This window comes from Streptomyces sp. NPDC014864, assembly GCF_043081525.1.
Classification (GTDB): Bacteria; Actinomycetota; Actinomycetes; order Streptomycetales; family Streptomycetaceae; genus Streptomyces.
In genome coordinates this window covers 265,756-281,745 of record NZ_JBIBWT010000002.1, presented here as the reverse complement: position 1 = coordinate 281,745, position 15,990 = coordinate 265,756, and the positions used below count along the sequence as shown (strand labels likewise).

Genomic DNA, 15,990 nt, shown 5'->3' with positions numbered 1-15,990 from the left:
GGGGGCTTCCCTCAGGGCTTCCCTTCACGATAGCGTCAACTATAGTTTCAGCGGACCGGGAGGGAGCGGTGCAGGTGGCGGAGCCGGACGACAACTCCGATGCGGGGACGGCGGAGGAACAGAAGCCGACCCCCGTACCGGGGCCCAGGGCGCCGTTCGCCGACCGTCTCAACTTCCTCTTCGACCGGGTACGCCCGGCCGGGGCAAGGGAGTTCAGCAACCAGCACGTGGCGCGCACGATCTCCGCGTACGGCGACGAGAGCGTCACCGGCGCGTGGATCGGCAAACTCCGCAGGGGCGAGGGGAAGCCCACCATCACCCTCGTACCGCTCCTCGCGCGCTTCTTCGGGGTCGAGGCCGCCTACTTCGTGGAGGACGAGGTCACCCAGAAAGTGGCCACGCAGTTCGAACTCCTGCGCAAGATCAAGGAGAACGGCATCGAGCAGATCTTCCTGCGCTCCATGGGCGTCTCCGCGGCCGGTCAGCGCAAGGTGCTGGCCGCGCTCGACGCGGTCCGCGAGGAGGAGGGCCTGCCCCCCGAGCCGGAGGAGGAGTTGCCGTGACGGACCGACGGGCCGCGACGAGGAGGGGAATCCGCATGGGGCGCCGTGACCGCAAGGCCGACGAGGTCGAACGCCGCAGCCGCGCGTTCCTCGACACGCTCGACCTGCCCGCGGTGGACAGCGTGCTCGACCTGGTGCCGTTCATGGAGGACCGGCGCGGACGCTCCCTCCAGCTCGTGCCGTTCACCCCGGACCCCGCCGACCCGGACTCCCTGGACGCCTCCGCGCCGTGCGGGCTGTGGCTGGCCACGAAGACCACGGACTACGTCTTCTACGACGCCGGCATCAGCCGCTCCCACGCGGAGATCATCGTGGCGCACGAGTTCGCCCACATGCTCAGGCAACACCGCGGCAACGCCGCCAAGTCCCCGTTCGGCAACCTCGGCGGCCTGATCACGGACATCGATCCGGGCACGATCCAGCTCATCCTCGGCCGCACCCGCTACAACGACCCGGAGGAGTTCGAGGCCGAGATGCTCGGCTCCCTGCTGCAGGAGCGTGTGAGCACCTCCCGCCCCGCGCCCGCCCAGGACGCCGACCCCATCGCCCGCACTCTGCTGCGCTGACCCCCGCAAAGGCCCGTGAAAGACATACTTCACCCCCTGTGCCTGGCCATCGCGAGCACCGGGTTCGTCCTTCTGCTGCGCGACCTCGGCAGGAGCAGACGCGATCCCGCGCTCGTCGCGCTGGCCTTCACCTACGGCTTCTCCGCGGTGAGTTACGCCGTGTCGCTCACCTGGGTGTGGGTGCGCATCGACGGCGTCTTCGGGGTCACCAACATCTCCGTGCCGCTCGCGCAGAGCTGCGTCATCCTCGTCCTGGCGCTCCAGTCGACCGTGCTGGCGTACTGGTCGATGCCGCCCGAGCGGGCCCGCCGGCGCGGCCGCCTGCTGTTCGTCACGGCGGCCGCGGTCATCGTCGGCATGTCGGCGCTGTTCGCCCTACTGACCCCGGCGACGACCCGGCCGGTCGACTTCTCGCTCTACTACGCGCACGACCCCTTCTTCCAGGCGTACGTGCTGCTGTACTTCGGCACCTACAGTGCCGCCGAGATCTATCTGGCCGTCTCCTGCTGGACGTACGCCCGCACCGCGAGCACCGCGTCGATCGCCTGGGGTCTGCGCCTGATCACCGTGGGCGCCGTCGTCACCCTCGGCTACAGCGGCATCCGCATCGCCGCCGTCGTCGGTGCCGAAACCGGCTTCGGCGTCGACCGCTGGAACAACTTCGCCTGGGCCTGCGGCGACATCGGCGCCACCCTCACCCAGATCGGCTACTTCCTGCCCGTCCTCGCCCGCCGGGTCGACGCCGCCCGCGACTGGACCGCCGCGCACCTCACCTACCGGCGTCTGCGCCCGCTGTGGGCCGCCCTCGACCGGGCGGACCCCGGCATCACCCTGCGCCGCCCGGCGCGGCAGCGCGAGGAGGTCCTGCGCGGCCGCAGCGCCCACTTCCCCCTGCTGCGCCGCCGGGTGGAGATCCGTCAGGGCCAGAAACTGCTCCGCCGCTACCTCGACGCGGACACCCGCGCGCGGGCGGAGTCCCGCCGCCGCGCCGAGGGGCTGACCGGCGCCGAACTCGCCGCCGCCGTCACCGCCGACCAGATCCACCACGCGCTGCTCCTGCACCGCGCGGACACCCCCGCGGACCAGCCCGCCGAGTACGCCGACGCCGCACTCTCCCTGGCCACCACGGACGACGAGCTGCGCCATCTCCGGCGCGTCGCCGCCTACTTCACCCCGCCCGCCCACGGCGACACGCCCCGTTCCCGTACGTCGTCGGGAGCCGGCACGTGATCCTCCGCCGCACCCTGCTCCTGGCCTCGACCGCCCTCGCCACCGCGGGATCCGTACTCACCCCCGCGGCCGCCCGTTCCCGTCCCCCCACGCAGAAACCCGCGCGCATGCCCCTTCACCTCGATTCCGCCCGCCGGCAGCTCGCCGCCCTCCGCAGCGGCGAGACCAGCAGCCGTGACCTGCTGGAGCAGTACCTGCGGCACATCGACCGGACCAACCCCGGCCTGAACGCCGTGGTCACCCTTGACGCCGAGGGTGCCCGCGCCGCCGCCGACCGCGCCGACCGGCACCTGGCCCGGACCGGCGACCCCCTCGGCGCACTCCACGGGCTGCCCATGACGGTCAAGGACGCCCTGGAGACGAAGGGGATGCGCACCACGTGCGGCTCCCCCGACCTCGCCGACCACGTGCCCGACACCGACGCCGACGTGGTGGCGCTGCTGCGCGCGGCCGGCGCCGTCGTCATCGGCAAGACCAACGTCCCGACGCTCTGCCAGGACATCCAGACCGGCAACCCGGTCTTCGGCATCACGAAGAACCCCTACGCCGGCGACCGCACCGCCGGCGGCTCCTCCGGCGGGCCTGCCGCCGCCGTCGCCACCGGGCTGACCGCCCTCGAGGTCGGCTCCGACCTCGCCGGGTCGCTGCGCCTGCCGGCCGCCTACTGCGGCGTCTACGCCCTGCGCACCTCCCGCGGCGCCGCGCCGGTCGTCCCCACCCGCGGGCACATCCCGCGCCCGCCGGGCTGGCTCACCAGCTCCGACATGCTCGCCCTGGGGCCGATCGCGCGTTCGGCCGCCGACCTCGACCTGCTCCTGGACGTGATCGCCGCGCCCTCCCCCGCCGACGGCGCCGCCTGGAAGGTGTCCCTGCCCGCCCCGGCCGAGGCGGGGCTCGACCGGTACCGCATCGGCGTATGGGCCGACGACCCGTACTGCCGCGTGGACGCCACCGTCCGCGCGCTGCTCGACGAGGTCGTGGCGCGCGTGCGCAAGGCCGGCGCCACCGTCGACGAGACCACCCGGCCCATCGGCTTCGCGGCCGGCGACCGGCTGTTCCAGCGCCTGATGTACGCCACCAGCTCGGCCACCGCGACCGACGAGGCGTTCGCCGCGGAGGTGCGGGCAGCCGAGGGCCTCGCCGACGACGACCCCGGCGCCCTCTACCTCACCTCGCGCACCATGCGGCACCGGGACTGGGCCCGCGCCGACGAGGAGCGGCAGAAGCTGCGGGCGCGCTGGGCCGCCTACTTCGCCGACCACGACGTCCTGATCACGCCGGCCGCACCCACCGCGGCCGTCCCCGACCAGACGTCCGTCCCGACGCCTCAGCGGTACATCACCGTGGACGGCGTCCGGCGCTCGTACTTCGACCAGACGAGCTGGATCAACCTGGCCGGCCCGGTCGGGCTGCCCTCCCTCGTCGTGCCCGCCGGGCGGACCGAGGACGGCCTGCCGCTGTCGGTCCAGGTGATCGGCCCGTACCTGGCCGACCGGACGGTCGTCGCCGTGGGCGAACTGCTCGCCCGTGTACTGCCCGCCGCGCCGCGGCCGGAGGCCCTCACCGGCTGACGGCCGCCCGGGACCCGGGTGTGTCCAGCCCCCACGGGGGTGGGGCAGGGCATGCCCGAACGGCAGAGGGGCCCCAGCTCGCACCTGGGGCCCCTCTGCGCTGCCGCATCCGCCGCGGCCGCGGCCCCGCACGGGCGGCGCGGCAGGGCGGCGAACCCGTGAGCGAGGTGGCGTGTCTCCGCATCCCGGTGGGGGCGGTGACGTGTGGAACCCCGCTTTGGGGTTAGTCTGTTCACAGGCCCGGATGCTGCATCCCCCGTCGGCGTCCGGGCCGTTCACGTTCCCGAGGGCCTGGGTAGTGGCCCGACCGAGGTGGCGCCGTGCGCGCGGGCCCGGTATCAGGCGGTTTTCCGTGCGAAGGGGCCGCCGGCGGTGAAGGCCAGCTCGGCGAAGCGTTCCGCGATCCGGCGGTGGGTGGCCGCGTCCGGGTGGAGGCCGTCGGGCAGCGGCAGCTCGTCGTGGTCGTCGGGTCCGTAGAGTTCGCGCCCGTCGAGGAGACGCAGGTTCGGGTCCTCGGCCGCCCGCTGCCCGACGATCCGGGCCAGCTCCTCCCGTACGACCCCCAGAGTCAGCTTGCCGCTCGCGCGTTCCGACGGATCGCCCGCGGCCCGGAAGCGCAGACGCCCGGTGCTGAGCGCACCGAGGTCCGGGGCGCTCGGGCCGGGTGTGTCCTCGTGGATGGGGCACAGGAGGGGCGAGACGACGAGCAGCGGCGCGGTGGGGTGGCCCTCGCGGACGGTGTCGAGGAAGCCGTGGACGGCGGGGGTGAAGGCGCGCAGCCGCATCAGGTCGGTGTTGACGAGATTGATGCCGATCTTGACGCTGATCAGGTCGGCGGGGGTGTCGCGCAGGGTGCGGGCGGTGAACGGGTCGAGCAGGGCGCTGCCGCTCAGACCGAGGTTGATCAGTTCCACACCGGCCAGGGAGGCGGCCCGGGCGGGCCAGGTGGTGGTGGGGCTCGCGGCGTCGGAGCCGTGGCTGATCGAACTGCCGTGGTGCAGCCACACCGTGCGGCCGTGGGCCGGGGCGGGCTCGACGGGCGCGTCGGTGCGCAGGGCGACCAGTTCGGTGGTCTCGTTGTGCGGCAGCCAGATCTCGACGGTCTTCATCTCGCCGGGCAGGCCCGTGAAGCGGAGGGTGCCCACCGGGCCGGGCCGGTGCTCGGCGGCCCCGGTGGCCATGTCGATGGTCAGGGTGCTGCCGCCGCGCACGCTGCCCTGTCCGGCGAGGCGGCCGTCGACGAGGAGGTCGTACACGCCGTCCGGGCGGGGCGGGGCGCCCGCGTAGACCCGTTTGGTGGGGAGTGTGTCCAGTTCGACGGCGGTGGCCCGGGTGCGCAGGACCAGCCGTACGCCGGAGGGCTGGGACTCCGCCAGGGCGAGCTGCCCGTCGGGGCACTGGGCGCGGGCGCGGGCGGGCAGCCGGTGCGGCAGCACGCCGTGTGCCGTGCGTTCCAGGTCGAGGGCACCGCGCAGGAGGGCGGCGGTGACGGGCGTCGTGATCCACTCGTGTTCGGTGGTGTGCATGGTGCGGCCTGTGGGTCGAAGGGGTGGGGACGGCCCGGGGTCGCGGGTGCGGGCGGTCAGGGCGCGGGCCAGTTGCGCAGCAGGGCGTCGAGGGCGTCCAGGACCCGTGACCAGGTCTCCTCGGTGTCGGGGGCACCGTGGCTGAACCCTCCCCCGAGCTCCAGGCTGACGTAGCCGTGGAAGACGCTGCCCAGCAGGCGGACCGCGTGGGTCTGGTCCGGCTCGGTCAGGTCGTAGCCGCGCAGGAGCGCGCGTGTCATCTGGGCGTGCCGGGGCCCGGCACTGGCGGCCGCCGTCTCCGGGTCGAGCCTGAGCCGGGCCGCGGCGTAGCGGCCGGGGTGCTCCCGGGCGTAGTCGCGGTAGACGTCGGCGAACGCGGTCAGCGCGTCCTTGCCGGCCCGCCCGGCCAGGGCGTCGGCGGCCCGGTCGGCGAGTTCCTCCAGGGCGAGAAGGGCGATCCTGGTCCTGAGGTCCTGGGAGTTCCTCACGTGCGAGTAGAGGCTGGCGACCTTGACGTCGAAGTGCCGGGCGAGCGCCGAGACGGTCACCTGGTCGAACCCGACCTCGTCGGCCAGGTCCGCCCCGGCCCGCGCCAGGCGCTCCGCGGTCAGCCCCACACGTGCCATGACCTTCCTCCCACTCCGCCGAAAGTATTATGCAGTTTCCTAAAACCTTTAGGCAACCGCACGCACGGACAGCCGGGGGAGGACGGCCAGGCGCCTGGCGGTGACTACGAGAGCGACGACCTCGCCTTCCCGGCCCGCTCCCAGACCTCCGGCAGTTGCTCTTCGCGCGCGGCGGCCGTGGCGCGCTCCTGGCCGTGCAGCAGGCCCCAGGTGAAGCTGGGCTCTCCCGCCGCGTGTGCCGCGACGGCCAGGCGCCGCAGGGCGTCCTGGGTCACGACGCCGTCGTGGTGCGCTCCGCTCACCCGCTGGACGGCCTTGACGCGCTTGCCGAGCCGCCGGGCGGGACGGCCGAGGGCGGGGCGGGCCGCCTCGGCTGCGTAGCGCAGCCGCTTGGCCGCCTTGCGAGCCTGGTGGACCGCGGCGTTCCGGTCCGGGCCGGGCGGCAGCCCGAGCGCGCGGTCCATGCGCCGCTCCAGCCGGCCGTACTCCTTGACCAGCGACTTGACCATGACCTTCTCGGGCCTGCGGCGGGCCTTGGCGCGCAGGGGCGTGCGGGCGGCAAGTTCGCTCAGCCGGTCCAGCAGGGCCGTGTAGCGGGGCGAGTCGAGGGCCGCGAGGGTGCGCACGCGGGTCGCGGCCCGTTCCGCCGCGTCCCACGCCTGCAGGCGCGCGGCGACGGGTCCGAGGACCAGCTCGGCGGGCAGTTCTCGCACCCCCGCGTGCAGGCGTTCGCCCAGCACCTCCTGGTCGCGTTCCGGCCCGAGCTCCCCGGCCAGCCAGCGCAGTTCGCCGCGTATGGGGTCGGTGACGTCGCGGTCGAGGACGGAACGGTAGGAGCGCAGGGCGCCGCGCAGCCGGCGGCAGGCGACGCGCATCCGGTGCACCGAGTCGGGCGCGCCGCGCCGGACCGCCGGGTCCAGGTCGACCAGCGCGCGTATCTGTTCGCGCAGGTGGTCGCGGAGGTACGCGCCGGCCGAGCCCGGGACCACGTCCGTCTCCGGCTCCTCGGCGCCGAGCGCGCCCGGCGTCGTCTCCGTCAGCGCGCGGGCCAGCTTGGAGGGGCTCTGCGCACGGTCGACCCCCCTCTTGCGCAGGATCTTCTCGACGCCGTCCAGCAGTGCGGGGTCGCCGCCCTCGGCGAGCTCTACCTCCATCTCCGTCCACACGGCGTGGCCGCCCCCCTCGACCAGTGAGTCGGCACGCACTGTGTCCAGGCCCAGCTCGGCGAGGGCGGCGCCCCGGGCGTCGACGAGGTCCCGGACGGACCGGGTGGTGCGGATGCGCACCACCGGCCGCACCGGCGCGCCGCGGGTGCGGGAGTGGACAAGAGCACGCAGCTCGTCCGGTACGTCGTCGGTCAGCGGGGCCCGCACCTCCTCGCGGCTGTCCCCGGCCAGGGGCAGCTTGAGGTGCCAGCCGGCGTCCGCGCCGCCCGTCCTGCGCCGCAGGGTCGCCGCACCGCGGGCCAGCCGCAGGTCGGCGGTGTCGTAGTAGACGGCGTCCAGGTCCTGGATGCCCCGGTCGACCAGCGACGCACCGGGGTGCGCGCCGGCCAGGTCGGGCAGCCACGCGATGTCGTCGGCCGCAGGCGCCGCGTACTTGCGTTCGGTCTCTCGTTTCGACTGGGCCATACAGTGCCCGTTGACGGAAACGGGCGAATGAAACCCTTGGGCCCCCGGCGGCCCCGACCGGCGGCGGCGCGCTTCCGCTTATGGCGCTTTTCACAATCCGGCCGAAATGCGGCTCGCGGTGACGGCGGTCACCTCACGGAACCCGCGATTTGTCTATGTTTGCTGCTCTGTGCCCCTGTCCGACCACCCCCTGAGGCTCCTGTGATCCTGCCGTACCGACCCTGCCCCGTGCTGGCTTCGAGGACCGCGGGGAGGCGCCGCTGCGGACGTGCCGTCGCCGCCGCCGGCGTGCTCCTCGCCTCGCTGACCACGCTCCTGTCGACCACCGCCGCGCACCCGGCGGCGGCCGCCGGGGGCCCGCCGTCGGCGCGGAGCGGCTCCCCGACCGGGCAGCCCCTGCCGGTCCGGCCGCAGGGCAGGGCGCGGGTCACGGCCGCGGTGCTCGACCTCGACGGCCCGGCCCGGCAGCCCACCGTGTACGGCGACGACGCCCCGTACGACACCGCCAGCATCAGCAAGGTCGACATCCTCGCGGCGCTCCTGCTCAAGGCGCAGGACGCGCACCGGGGCCTCACCGCCCAGGAGCGCGCATACGCCGCACCGATGATCCAGCGCAGCGACAACGCCTCCGCGAACGCCCTGTGGCGGCGGATCGGCAGGGCGCCGGGTCTGGCGGCGGCGAACAAGCGCCTGGGGCTGACCGCCACGCACGGCGGCTCCGGCCCCCGGTGGGGGCTCACCCGGACCACCGCGAGCGACCAGGTACGGCTGCTGCGCGCGGTGTTCGGCACCCGGTCCGCGGCGCACGCGGGCTCCACGGCCCTCGACGGGGGGTCCCGGGCCTACATCCGCACCCTCATGACGCATGTGTCGAGCGACCAGACATGGGGCGTGCCGGCGGCCTCCGGCGCCGCGTCGGCCGTGAAGAACGGCTGGCTGCAGCGCGACACGTCCGGGCTGTGGGACGTCAACAGCGTCGGCCAGGTCGGGGCGCACGGCCACCGCTACCTCGTCGCGGTCCTGTCGGACGGCAGCGCGTCGATGAAGGACGGCGTCCGGCTGGTGGAGGCCGCGGCCCGGGCGAGCGTCTCCTCCGCCTCCGGTCGCTGACCGGCGCGCCGACGCGGCGGGCGAAAGCGCTCGACGGCGGCCCGACCGTCACCGATGGGGTGGACCGCGCGAAAGCGGGTACTTGCGACCAGGCACGGTTGGCCGTTGCGCACTGCTTGCGTCGACAGTAACGGAGAGACAGATGAAGGGCCCTCGACCGGGTTTTCCGTCGACACTTCTGGCGCGGCCTGCCGAAGTCGTCGGCGGCCGCTACCGGTTGGGGACGCGGATCGGGCAGGGCGGCGTGGCCGACGTCCATGAGGGCGTCGATCTCCGCCTGGGACGGCAGGTGGCCGTCAAGGTCTTCCGGCCGGGATCCGATCCGCAGATGGAGGAACGCTTCTCGGAGGAGGCGATCCTCCTCGCCCGTATGCAGCACCCGAGCCTGGTCACCGTCTACGACGTCGGCCGGCACAGGGACCTCGACTACCTGGTGATGCAGCTGGTGAAGGGCCCGACACTGCGCCAGTGCCTGTCGGCCGGGCCCCTGCGTCCCGGGCGCGTCGCCGAACTGGGCGCCGCGCTCGGCCGCGCGCTCGCCCATGTCCACGGAGCCGGTGTCGTCCACCGTGACGTGAAGCCGTCCAACGTCCTGCTGAGCTCCTCCGGCCATCCCCATCTGACGGACTTCGGCATCGCGCGGCTGGCCGACTCCACCCGCCACACCGCTTCCGACGTACTGATAGGGACTGCGGCCTATCTCTCCCCGGAGCAGGTCATGGGCCAAGCGGTGGGCTCGCCCGCCGACGTCTATGCGCTCGGCCTGGTCCTCCTGGAGTGCCTCAAAGGGGAACTCGAGTACGACGGCACTCCCTTGGAGGCCGCCGTCGCCCGGATGCACCGGCCGCCCGTGGTGCCGGACTGGGTCCCCGACGACCTGGCATCCCTGCTGCTTCTCATGACGGCCACGGACGCGGCGGCGCGCCCCGACGCCGAGCACTGTGCCGAGGCGCTGTCCGCCCTGGCCGCGCCCTCCGAAGCGACGGCGACCTCATCGTTCACCGCAACAAACATCGGGGCGCCGCTCCAGGCACCCACCGTCGCACCGCCCGTCCGGCCCCGGCGCACGAGCCGGGGCTCACAGGTCCGGCGGCTGGCGGTGGGCACGGCCCTCACGGCACTCTCGGCCGCGGCGCTGGGGGCCGGATTCACCACGGCCTCGGACGGCCCCCCGAACAGCGGTGAACGCGCCGCGCCCACGTCCCCGCTCACCCGGCAGCCCTCCGAGGGCACGCCGCGGGCGCCCCGGCCCACCGCTCCGGCGTCCCACTCCTCCACGCCCTCCTCCGCGCCCTCCGCCGCCGCCGCGGCCGACCCCGTACTGCAGACCTCGCGCCAGGAGGACCACGCCGGGAGTGGGGGCAGCGTGTCCGGGCCCGCCCCCGGGACGCACGGTGCCCGCAAGGCCACCGCTCCGGCGCACCAGCCCAAGAGCCATGGCCGAGCCCACGCGAAGCCCAAGGGCCACGGCTGAACGGCACATTGCCCAAGGCATGCATCGAACGGCACGTTGCCCCAGAGCCGTGGCCGAACGATGCGTACGGAGCGATGCCGCCACGTCGTTCGCCGGCAGTTTCGGGCAGTCCGTCCGTCCCGGGCTCAGCGGCTGTGCCTCGGCAGGCGGACGACCTGGACGAAGAAGTCGTCGATCTGGCGGACGGCGGCGATGAACTGGTCCAGGTCCACGGGCTTGGTGACGTAGGCGTTGGCGTGCAGCTTGTAGCTGCGCAGGATGTCCTCCTCGGCGGCGGAGGTGGTGAGCACCACGACCGGGATGTGGACGAGGTCCGGGTCGGACTTGATCCTCTCCAGAACCTGACGGCCGTCGTACTTGGGCAGGTTGAGGTCGAGCAGGATCAGGTCCGGCCGCGGCGCGGCGGCGTGCTCGCCGCGCCGGTAGAGGAAGTCGAGCGCCTCCTCGCCGTCCCGTACGACGTGGAGGGTGTTGCCTATCTTGTTGTCCTCGAAGGCCTCACGGGTCATCAACTCGTCACCGGGGTCGTCCTCCACGAGGAGGACGTCGATGGGGCTGGCAGCGGGGACGGTCATGTCAGGGCCTTCTCTTCGGTGCGGGAGTCGGTGCCCTCCGCCGTACCGGCGGCGGACGGAAGGGTGAAGCAGATGCGGGTGCCGCCGGTGTGTGCGGTGTCGATCCAGATCCGGCCGCCGTGATACTCGACGATCTTCTTGCACAGCGCCAGGCCGATGCCGGTGCCTCCGTAGACGTCGCGGCCGTGCAGCCGCTGGAAGATGACGAAGACCTTCTCGGCGAACTCCTCCGGGATGCCGATGCCGTTGTCGGTGACGCACAGCCGCCACATGCCGGGCTGGTCCGGGTCGGTCTCGCAGGTGACCCGGATGTGCGGCGCGAGGTCCGGGCGGCGGAACTTGACCGCGTTGCCGACCAGGTTCTGCCACAGCATGGCCAGCAGCATCGGATCACCGACGATCCCCGGCAGCCGCTCCGGCCGCTCGACGCGGGCGCCGGACTCCTCGACGGACGCCGCCAGGTTCGCCAGGGCCCTGGCGAACGCCTCGTCCAGCTCGACGGGAAGCCGGGAGTCGTTGACCCGTCCGACGCGGGAGAAGGTGAGCAGGTCGTTGATGAGGACCTGCATCCGCTTGGCTCCGTCGACCGCGAAGTCGATGTACTGCTGCCCGCGCTCGTCCAGGCTGTCGCCGTAGCGCTTCTCCAGCAGCTGGCAGAAGGAGGCGACCTTGCGCAGCGGTTCCTGCAGGTCGTGGGAGGCGACGTAGGCGAACTGCTCCAGTTCGGCGTTGGACCGGCGCAGCTCCACCGCCTGGTCGTCCAGGTCGGCGGCCTGCCGGACCAGAATGTCCTGGGCGCTGCGGGAGGCCTCCAGTTCGGCCACGATCCGCTGCCGCATGTCCTCGACGTCGCTCGCCACGGCGGTCAGGTCGGCGGGACCGTCACCGGTGATGACATGCGCGAAGTCGCCGCGTGCCACCTGCCGGGAGGCCGCGCGCAACGCCTCCAGGGGGCGGGCCACCAGCAGCTTGACCAGGAAAGCGAGTACCACCCCGGTGAGCAGGAACACCGCGACCATGCCGGTCAGGACCGCGTCGCGCACGGTACGGGCGTGTGCCAGCCGGGCCCGGCCGTCCTCGACCGCCCGGGCGAGGTCGCCGTTCTGCTTCGACCACAGCGTGCGCAGGTGGTCGAAGGCGGCCTTTCCGCGTTCGGCGTTCGTCCGGTCGATCGTCCGGGGCCGGCCCGGTGTGATGCCGGCCGCCAGCGGTTCGGCGTAGGTGCGCCGCCATGCGGCCGCTCCCCGTTCGACGGCGCGCAGATCCGCGACGAGCGCCGGCCGGTCACCGAGGAGGTCGCGCAGCCGGGCGGCCGAGTGCGCCTCGTCCTGCTTGCCCCGGCCGTACGGGGAGAGGAACTGGCGGTCGGCGGCGATGGCGTAGCCGCGGATGCCGGTCTCCTGGTTCACGAGCGCCGCCTGCAGCCGGTAGGCCTCCGCCTGGGCCGGCTGCACCCGCAGGAGCAACTCGTCGGTGACCTCCGCGGTGCTGTTGAGCAGGCTGGTGCCCACCGCGGTGCCGACCACCACCAGCAGCACCATCAGCGCCAGGACCAGGTGGAACCACCCCTGCACCGTCAGCCGGCGCCCGGCCGTCCGGGCCCTGCCCGCCGTCTTCCTCACCGTGTGCTCCGCCACCGTTCGTCCCGTCCGTTCAGTTCCATCGCAGGTGCAGCACGGCGACGTCGTCGGCCAGGCCGCCCTGCTCCTCGGCCAGGCCCTCGGCGCGCTCGATGAGGCCGTCGACGAACGGCTCCGGCGCCAGTGCGGCGACCTCCCGCGCGAGGTCGAGCAGCCCGTCCTCGCCCAGCCGCTCCGGTCCGCGTCCGACGTGCCCCTCGAACAGCCCGTCGGTGAACAGCACCAGGGACGCGCCCGCTGGCACCGTCAACTCCTCCTCCGGCCAGCGTGCCCCGCCGGGCACCACGCCCAGCGCCGGGCCCGCGGGCACCTCGACCCACTCCACGCCGTCCCGCGTGCGCCGCAGCAGGCCGGGGTGGCCCGCCCGCACCGTCCGGACCCGCCGGGCACCCGGCGCGGCGGTGAGACTGGTCAGGGTGGCGAACACATTGGGCCTGACCCGCTCCGCCACGAGGATCTCCTCGAGCCGGCCGATCTGCCGCGCGCCGGTGATCCCGCTGAGCACCAGCGTGCGCCAGGCGATCCGCAGGGCCACACCCAGGGCGGCCTCGTCCGGCCCGTGCCCGGACACGTCGCCGACCACCGCGTGCACGGTGCCGTCGTCGCTCTGCACGATGTCGTAGAAGTCGCCGCCCAGCAGCGCCTGGGCCCGGCCTGGACGGTAGCGGGCCACCGCCTCCACGCCGTCGCCGCGCAGCAGCGGGCGCGGCAGCAGTCCCCGTTCCAGGCGGGCGTTCTCCTGTGCCTGCATCTGGCTGGCCTGCAGGGCGACCGCCGCCTGCTCGGCCTGCTTGCGCTGGATGGCGTAGCGGACCGCCCGTCCGAACAGGTCGGGTTCGACCCTGCCCTTGACCAGGTAGTCCTGGGCTCCGGCGGCGACGGCCGCGAGTCCGGTGTGCTCCTCGGCCAGTCCGGTGAGCACCACCACCGCGACCTGGTCGGCGTGGGCCCGGATGCACGAGACGGCCTGGAGCCCCTGGACGTCGGGCAGGTGGAGGTCCAGCAGGACGCAGTCCGGCACCTCCGCGGCGAGCGCGTCGCTCGCCTCGGCCATCGAGCGGACCCACCGCAGGCGCATCGTCAGCTCGCTGTCGGCGACCAGTTCCTCCACCAGCAGCGCGTCGCCGGGATCGTCCTCGATCAGCAGGACCGAGGGCTTCCGGCCCGCCAGGTCCACGGGGAGGCCGTCCGGTGCCGGTGTACGCGCCTGCGGCGGCCGTGTCCGTGCCCGCGTCCGTGCTCGCGCCTGTGAGGACAGGTCGGCAGCCTCCGGCTGCGACGTCGCCATGGACCCGCCCCTCCCCGCCCCTCATCGTGCCCACCCGACCCTTGCCGACTGGCAACGGTCGAGAGCATACCCAGACCGCCCGCCCGCGGCTCCGGCGGTTCGCGCCTTTCACTGCCTGATCCGGCAACTATTGCAGGTTGACAACTATGGCCGTGAGGCAACAAAGTGGCCGCGTCACGTGAGCGGGGGAGGAACGGAGGATGGTCCGATGGGCACAGGCCGGTGCGTGCGCCGGTCCGGGGAACCGCTCGGCGGCCCCCGTGCCGTGGGGACCGCTCAGGCGGTCCGGCTGTCGGACACCTGCGGCTCGTCGTATATCCGCGTCGCGGCGGTGGCGCAGAAGGCTTCCAGCCCTCGCACCAGCGCGCCCCGGTCGGCGGCCGACATCTGGTCGAGCACGGCGCTCAGCGAGGCCTCCCTGCGGGCGCGCAGATCGGCGAGGAAGGCGTGGCCCCGGCGGCTGAGGTGCAGTCGCACCTCGCGCCGGTCGGCCGGGCTGACGACCCGTTCGACGAAGCCCGCGGCCTGCAGGCGGTCACACAGGCGGCTGGTGGACGGCGGGGTGGACGCGAGGGAGTCGGCCAGGGTGCGCAGGTTGATGCCCTCGTGGTGTTCGAGGACGAGCAGCACGCGCAGCTGGGACACGGAAGCGGGTGCGGTGGAGGCCCGGCCCCACAGGATTTCCAGCAACTCCGCGGCCGTGGAGGTCACTCGCGCGACCTCCTGGGGCTCATGACGGGGGCGGAAGGAAGTCACAGTCACACTCTCGCAGGCACCGGGGTGCCAGTCAGCGTACTAGCCGCTCCGCGCCGCCCCACCCGCGGGTGCTGGTGACGTGTCCGCGTGGTGCCGCGCGGACCCGGGCCGGACCGGCATGTGAGCCGGTGGTGCCGGGAAGTCCAACCATGAGCAGGCCGTACGGCCCCGAATTATGAGGGGCCGCGACGGCTCGGACCACTGAGACGGAGAGGGTGTGGACAGCGTGAAGGCCTCCGAACCGGCCCCTTGCGCCGAGAAGCTGCTCCGGGCTGCCCCGCCCCACGAACTGGTCGCCACCACGGCCGGGCTGCTGGCCGACCGCGTCGGTGCCCGGGATGTGACGCTTCTGGTGGCGGACTACGGGCTGAGCGTGCTGCAACCGGTCACCCATCTGCCGCACACCGGCGAGCCGGTCCCGGCCTCGGACGGCCCGGCCGGCCGGGCGTTCACCACCCAGGTCCCGGTCGTCGAGGTCACCGACGACCCCGTCACCGACCTGGTGCACCTGCCGATCACCGTCCGGGGCGACCGGCTGGGCGTGCTGTCCGTCCGGATGCCGACCGGCGGCACCGATCCGGCCACCGTGCTCCGGATCGCCGACGTCGCCACCGCCCTGGCCCACGAGATCGCCGCGGCCGGCCGTGACACCGACCTCTACCTCCAGGCCCGGCGGACCCGGCGGCTCACCCTCGCCGCCGAGATGCAGTGGCAGCTGTTGCCGGGCCGGGGCTGCGCCCGCCGGGAGTACGCCATCGGCGCGCACCTGGAGCCCGCCTACGCCATCGGCGGCGACAACTTCGACTGGTCGGCGGACGCGGACCACCTCACCGTCACCATGACCGACGGCATGGGGCAGGGCATCGACGCCTCCCTGCTCAGCACCCTGGCCGTCGGCGCCCTGCGCAACGCCCGCCGCGCCGACATCGGCCTGGCCGACCAGGCGTGCCTCGCCGACCAGGCCGTCTTCGCCCAGTACGGCGGCAAGGCCTACGCCTCCACGCTGCTGCTCCGGTTCGACCTGGACACCGGCATCGTGCAGGCCGTCGACGCGGGCTCACCGCAGTTGTTCCGGCAGCGCGGCAGCAGCATCGAGCGGATCGACCTGGAGGCCCAACTGCCGCTCGGGATGCTCGAGGAGACGCTGTACGAGGAGCAGACCTTCCAGGTCGAGCCGGGCGACCGGCTGATCGCGGTCAGCAAGGGCGTGCACGGGGCGCGCTCCGAGAAGGGCGCCCCGTTCGGCGAGCAGGCCCTGCGCCAGACGATCATCGCCGCGGCCGCCATGCCCCCGCACGAGGCCGCGCGGGCGGTGGTCTCCGGCGTGGTCGAGCACTTCGGCAGCCGGGAACTGGCGGCCGACGCCGCCGTCGTCTGCCTCGACTGGCGGGGACGCCCGGCCGCGGACCGCTGATCGCGGGCCGCCGCGCCGGG

At 73.7% G+C, this 15,990-nt stretch carries 14 protein-coding genes; 7 read left to right on the top strand and 7 right to left on the bottom strand.

Features of this window, described 5'->3' with window-relative positions; genetic code table 11:
• The first annotated feature begins 74 nt into the window (after positions 1-74).
• From ACF1A5_RS05200 to ACF1A5_RS05185, 4 genes are read left to right on the top strand one after another with little or no spacing between them, the layout of a single operon-like run.
• Positions 75-563 (top strand): hypothetical protein, encoded by a 489-nt coding sequence (locus ACF1A5_RS05200; RefSeq protein ID WP_392191451.1) that lies wholly within the window; start codon positions 75-77, stop codon positions 561-563.
• A 35-nt stretch (positions 564-598) separates the two neighbouring features.
• Positions 599-1,129: a hypothetical protein gene (locus ACF1A5_RS05195; RefSeq protein ID WP_392191450.1), complete on the top strand. Its 531-nt coding sequence runs from the start codon at positions 599-601 to the stop codon at positions 1,127-1,129.
• A gap of 15 nt (positions 1,130-1,144) precedes the next feature.
• Complete coding sequence (locus ACF1A5_RS05190) at positions 1,145-2,359, top strand: MAB_1171c family putative transporter (RefSeq protein WP_392191449.1); 1,215 nt, start codon at positions 1,145-1,147, stop codon at positions 2,357-2,359.
• Positions 2,356-3,930: an amidase family protein gene (locus ACF1A5_RS05185; protein WP_392191448.1), complete on the top strand. Its 1,575-nt coding sequence runs from the start codon at positions 2,356-2,358 to the stop codon at positions 3,928-3,930. The genes ACF1A5_RS05190 and ACF1A5_RS05185 overlap by 4 nt, the downstream gene beginning before the upstream one ends.
• A gap of 338 nt (positions 3,931-4,268) precedes the next feature.
• Here the strand turns inward: ACF1A5_RS05185 and ACF1A5_RS05180 are convergent, their stop codons facing one another.
• The 3 genes from ACF1A5_RS05180 to ACF1A5_RS05170 form a co-directional block, all read right to left on the bottom strand.
• Positions 4,269-5,456 carry a GDSL-type esterase/lipase family protein gene (locus ACF1A5_RS05180; RefSeq protein WP_392191447.1) on the bottom strand — a complete coding sequence of 396 codons (1,188 nt, stop codon included), beginning with the start codon at positions 5,454-5,456 and terminating at the stop codon, positions 4,269-4,271.
• A gap of 56 nt (positions 5,457-5,512) precedes the next feature.
• Positions 5,513-6,082 carry a TetR/AcrR family transcriptional regulator gene (locus tag ACF1A5_RS05175; protein WP_392191446.1) on the bottom strand — a complete coding sequence of 190 codons (570 nt, stop codon included), beginning with the start codon at positions 6,080-6,082 and terminating at the stop codon, positions 5,513-5,515.
• A 104-nt stretch (positions 6,083-6,186) separates the two neighbouring features.
• A complete protein-coding gene (locus ACF1A5_RS05170; protein WP_392191445.1) occupies positions 6,187-7,713 on the bottom strand; it encodes a CHAD domain-containing protein in 1,527 nt (508 codons plus the stop codon).
• Positions 7,714-7,944: 231 nt separating this feature from the next.
• Between ACF1A5_RS05170 and ACF1A5_RS05165 the strand changes: the two genes are divergently transcribed.
• Together ACF1A5_RS05165 and ACF1A5_RS05160 are read left to right on the top strand one after the other, a co-directional pair.
• Complete coding sequence (locus ACF1A5_RS05165) at positions 7,945-8,823, top strand: serine hydrolase (protein ID WP_392191688.1); 879 nt, start codon at positions 7,945-7,947, stop codon at positions 8,821-8,823.
• Between the two features lie 142 nt (positions 8,824-8,965).
• Positions 8,966-10,297, top strand: coding sequence for a serine/threonine-protein kinase (locus ACF1A5_RS05160; protein WP_392191444.1), 1,332 nt, complete (start codon positions 8,966-8,968; stop codon positions 10,295-10,297).
• 125 nt (positions 10,298-10,422) lie between these two features.
• Here ACF1A5_RS05160 and ACF1A5_RS05155 read toward each other — a convergent pair whose 3' ends face one another.
• The 4 genes from ACF1A5_RS05155 to ACF1A5_RS05140 all read right to left on the bottom strand — a co-directional run bounded on the left by ACF1A5_RS05155 (position 10,423) and on the right by ACF1A5_RS05140 (position 14,562).
• On the bottom strand, positions 10,423-10,872 hold the full coding sequence (locus tag ACF1A5_RS05155) for a response regulator (protein ID WP_392191443.1): 450 nt from the start codon (positions 10,870-10,872) through the stop codon (positions 10,423-10,425).
• Positions 10,869-12,413 (bottom strand): ATP-binding protein, encoded by a 1,545-nt coding sequence (locus tag ACF1A5_RS05150; RefSeq protein ID WP_392191687.1) that lies wholly within the window; start codon positions 12,411-12,413, stop codon positions 10,869-10,871. The genes ACF1A5_RS05155 and ACF1A5_RS05150 overlap by 4 nt, the downstream gene beginning before the upstream one ends.
• Before the next feature lie 112 nt (positions 12,414-12,525).
• Positions 12,526-13,800, bottom strand: coding sequence for a PP2C family protein-serine/threonine phosphatase (locus ACF1A5_RS05145; protein WP_392191442.1), 1,275 nt, complete (start codon positions 13,798-13,800; stop codon positions 12,526-12,528).
• Positions 13,801-14,076: 276 nt separating this feature from the next.
• Positions 14,077-14,562: a MarR family transcriptional regulator gene (locus ACF1A5_RS05140; protein WP_392191441.1), complete on the bottom strand. Its 486-nt coding sequence runs from the start codon at positions 14,560-14,562 to the stop codon at positions 14,077-14,079.
• Positions 14,563-14,773: 211 nt separating this feature from the next.
• On the opposite strand from ACF1A5_RS05140, the gene ACF1A5_RS05135 reads away from it, so the two are divergent.
• Entirely contained in the window at positions 14,774-15,970 is a 1,197-nt protein-coding gene (locus ACF1A5_RS05135) for a PP2C family protein-serine/threonine phosphatase (RefSeq protein ID WP_392191440.1), read from the top strand.
• Positions 15,971-15,990: the final 20 nt, after the last annotated feature.

What these genes read in the sequence shown, in the direction of transcription:
- ACF1A5_RS05195 (WP_392191450.1), top strand. Translation starts at nt 599, where the DNA reads ATGGGGCGCCGTGACCGCAAGGCCGACGAGGTCGAACGCCGCAGCCGC.
- ACF1A5_RS05180 (WP_392191447.1), bottom strand. Translation starts at nt 5,456, where the DNA reads ATGCACACCACCGAACACGAGTGGATCACGACGCCCGTCACCGCCGCC.
- ACF1A5_RS05175 (WP_392191446.1), bottom strand. Translation starts at nt 6,082, where the DNA reads ATGGCACGTGTGGGGCTGACCGCGGAGCGCCTGGCGCGGGCCGGGGCG.
- ACF1A5_RS05170 (WP_392191445.1), bottom strand. Translation starts at nt 7,713, where the DNA reads ATGGCCCAGTCGAAACGAGAGACCGAACGCAAGTACGCGGCGCCTGCG.
- ACF1A5_RS05160 (WP_392191444.1), top strand. Translation starts at nt 8,966, where the DNA reads ATGAAGGGCCCTCGACCGGGTTTTCCGTCGACACTTCTGGCGCGGCCT.
- ACF1A5_RS05155 (WP_392191443.1), bottom strand. Translation starts at nt 10,872, where the DNA reads ATGACCGTCCCCGCTGCCAGCCCCATCGACGTCCTCCTCGTGGAGGAC.
- ACF1A5_RS05150 (WP_392191687.1), bottom strand. Translation starts at nt 12,413, where the DNA reads ATGGTGCTGCTGGTGGTGGTCGGCACCGCGGTGGGCACCAGCCTGCTC.
- ACF1A5_RS05145 (WP_392191442.1), bottom strand. Translation starts at nt 13,800, where the DNA reads ATGGCGACGTCGCAGCCGGAGGCTGCCGACCTGTCCTCACAGGCGCGA.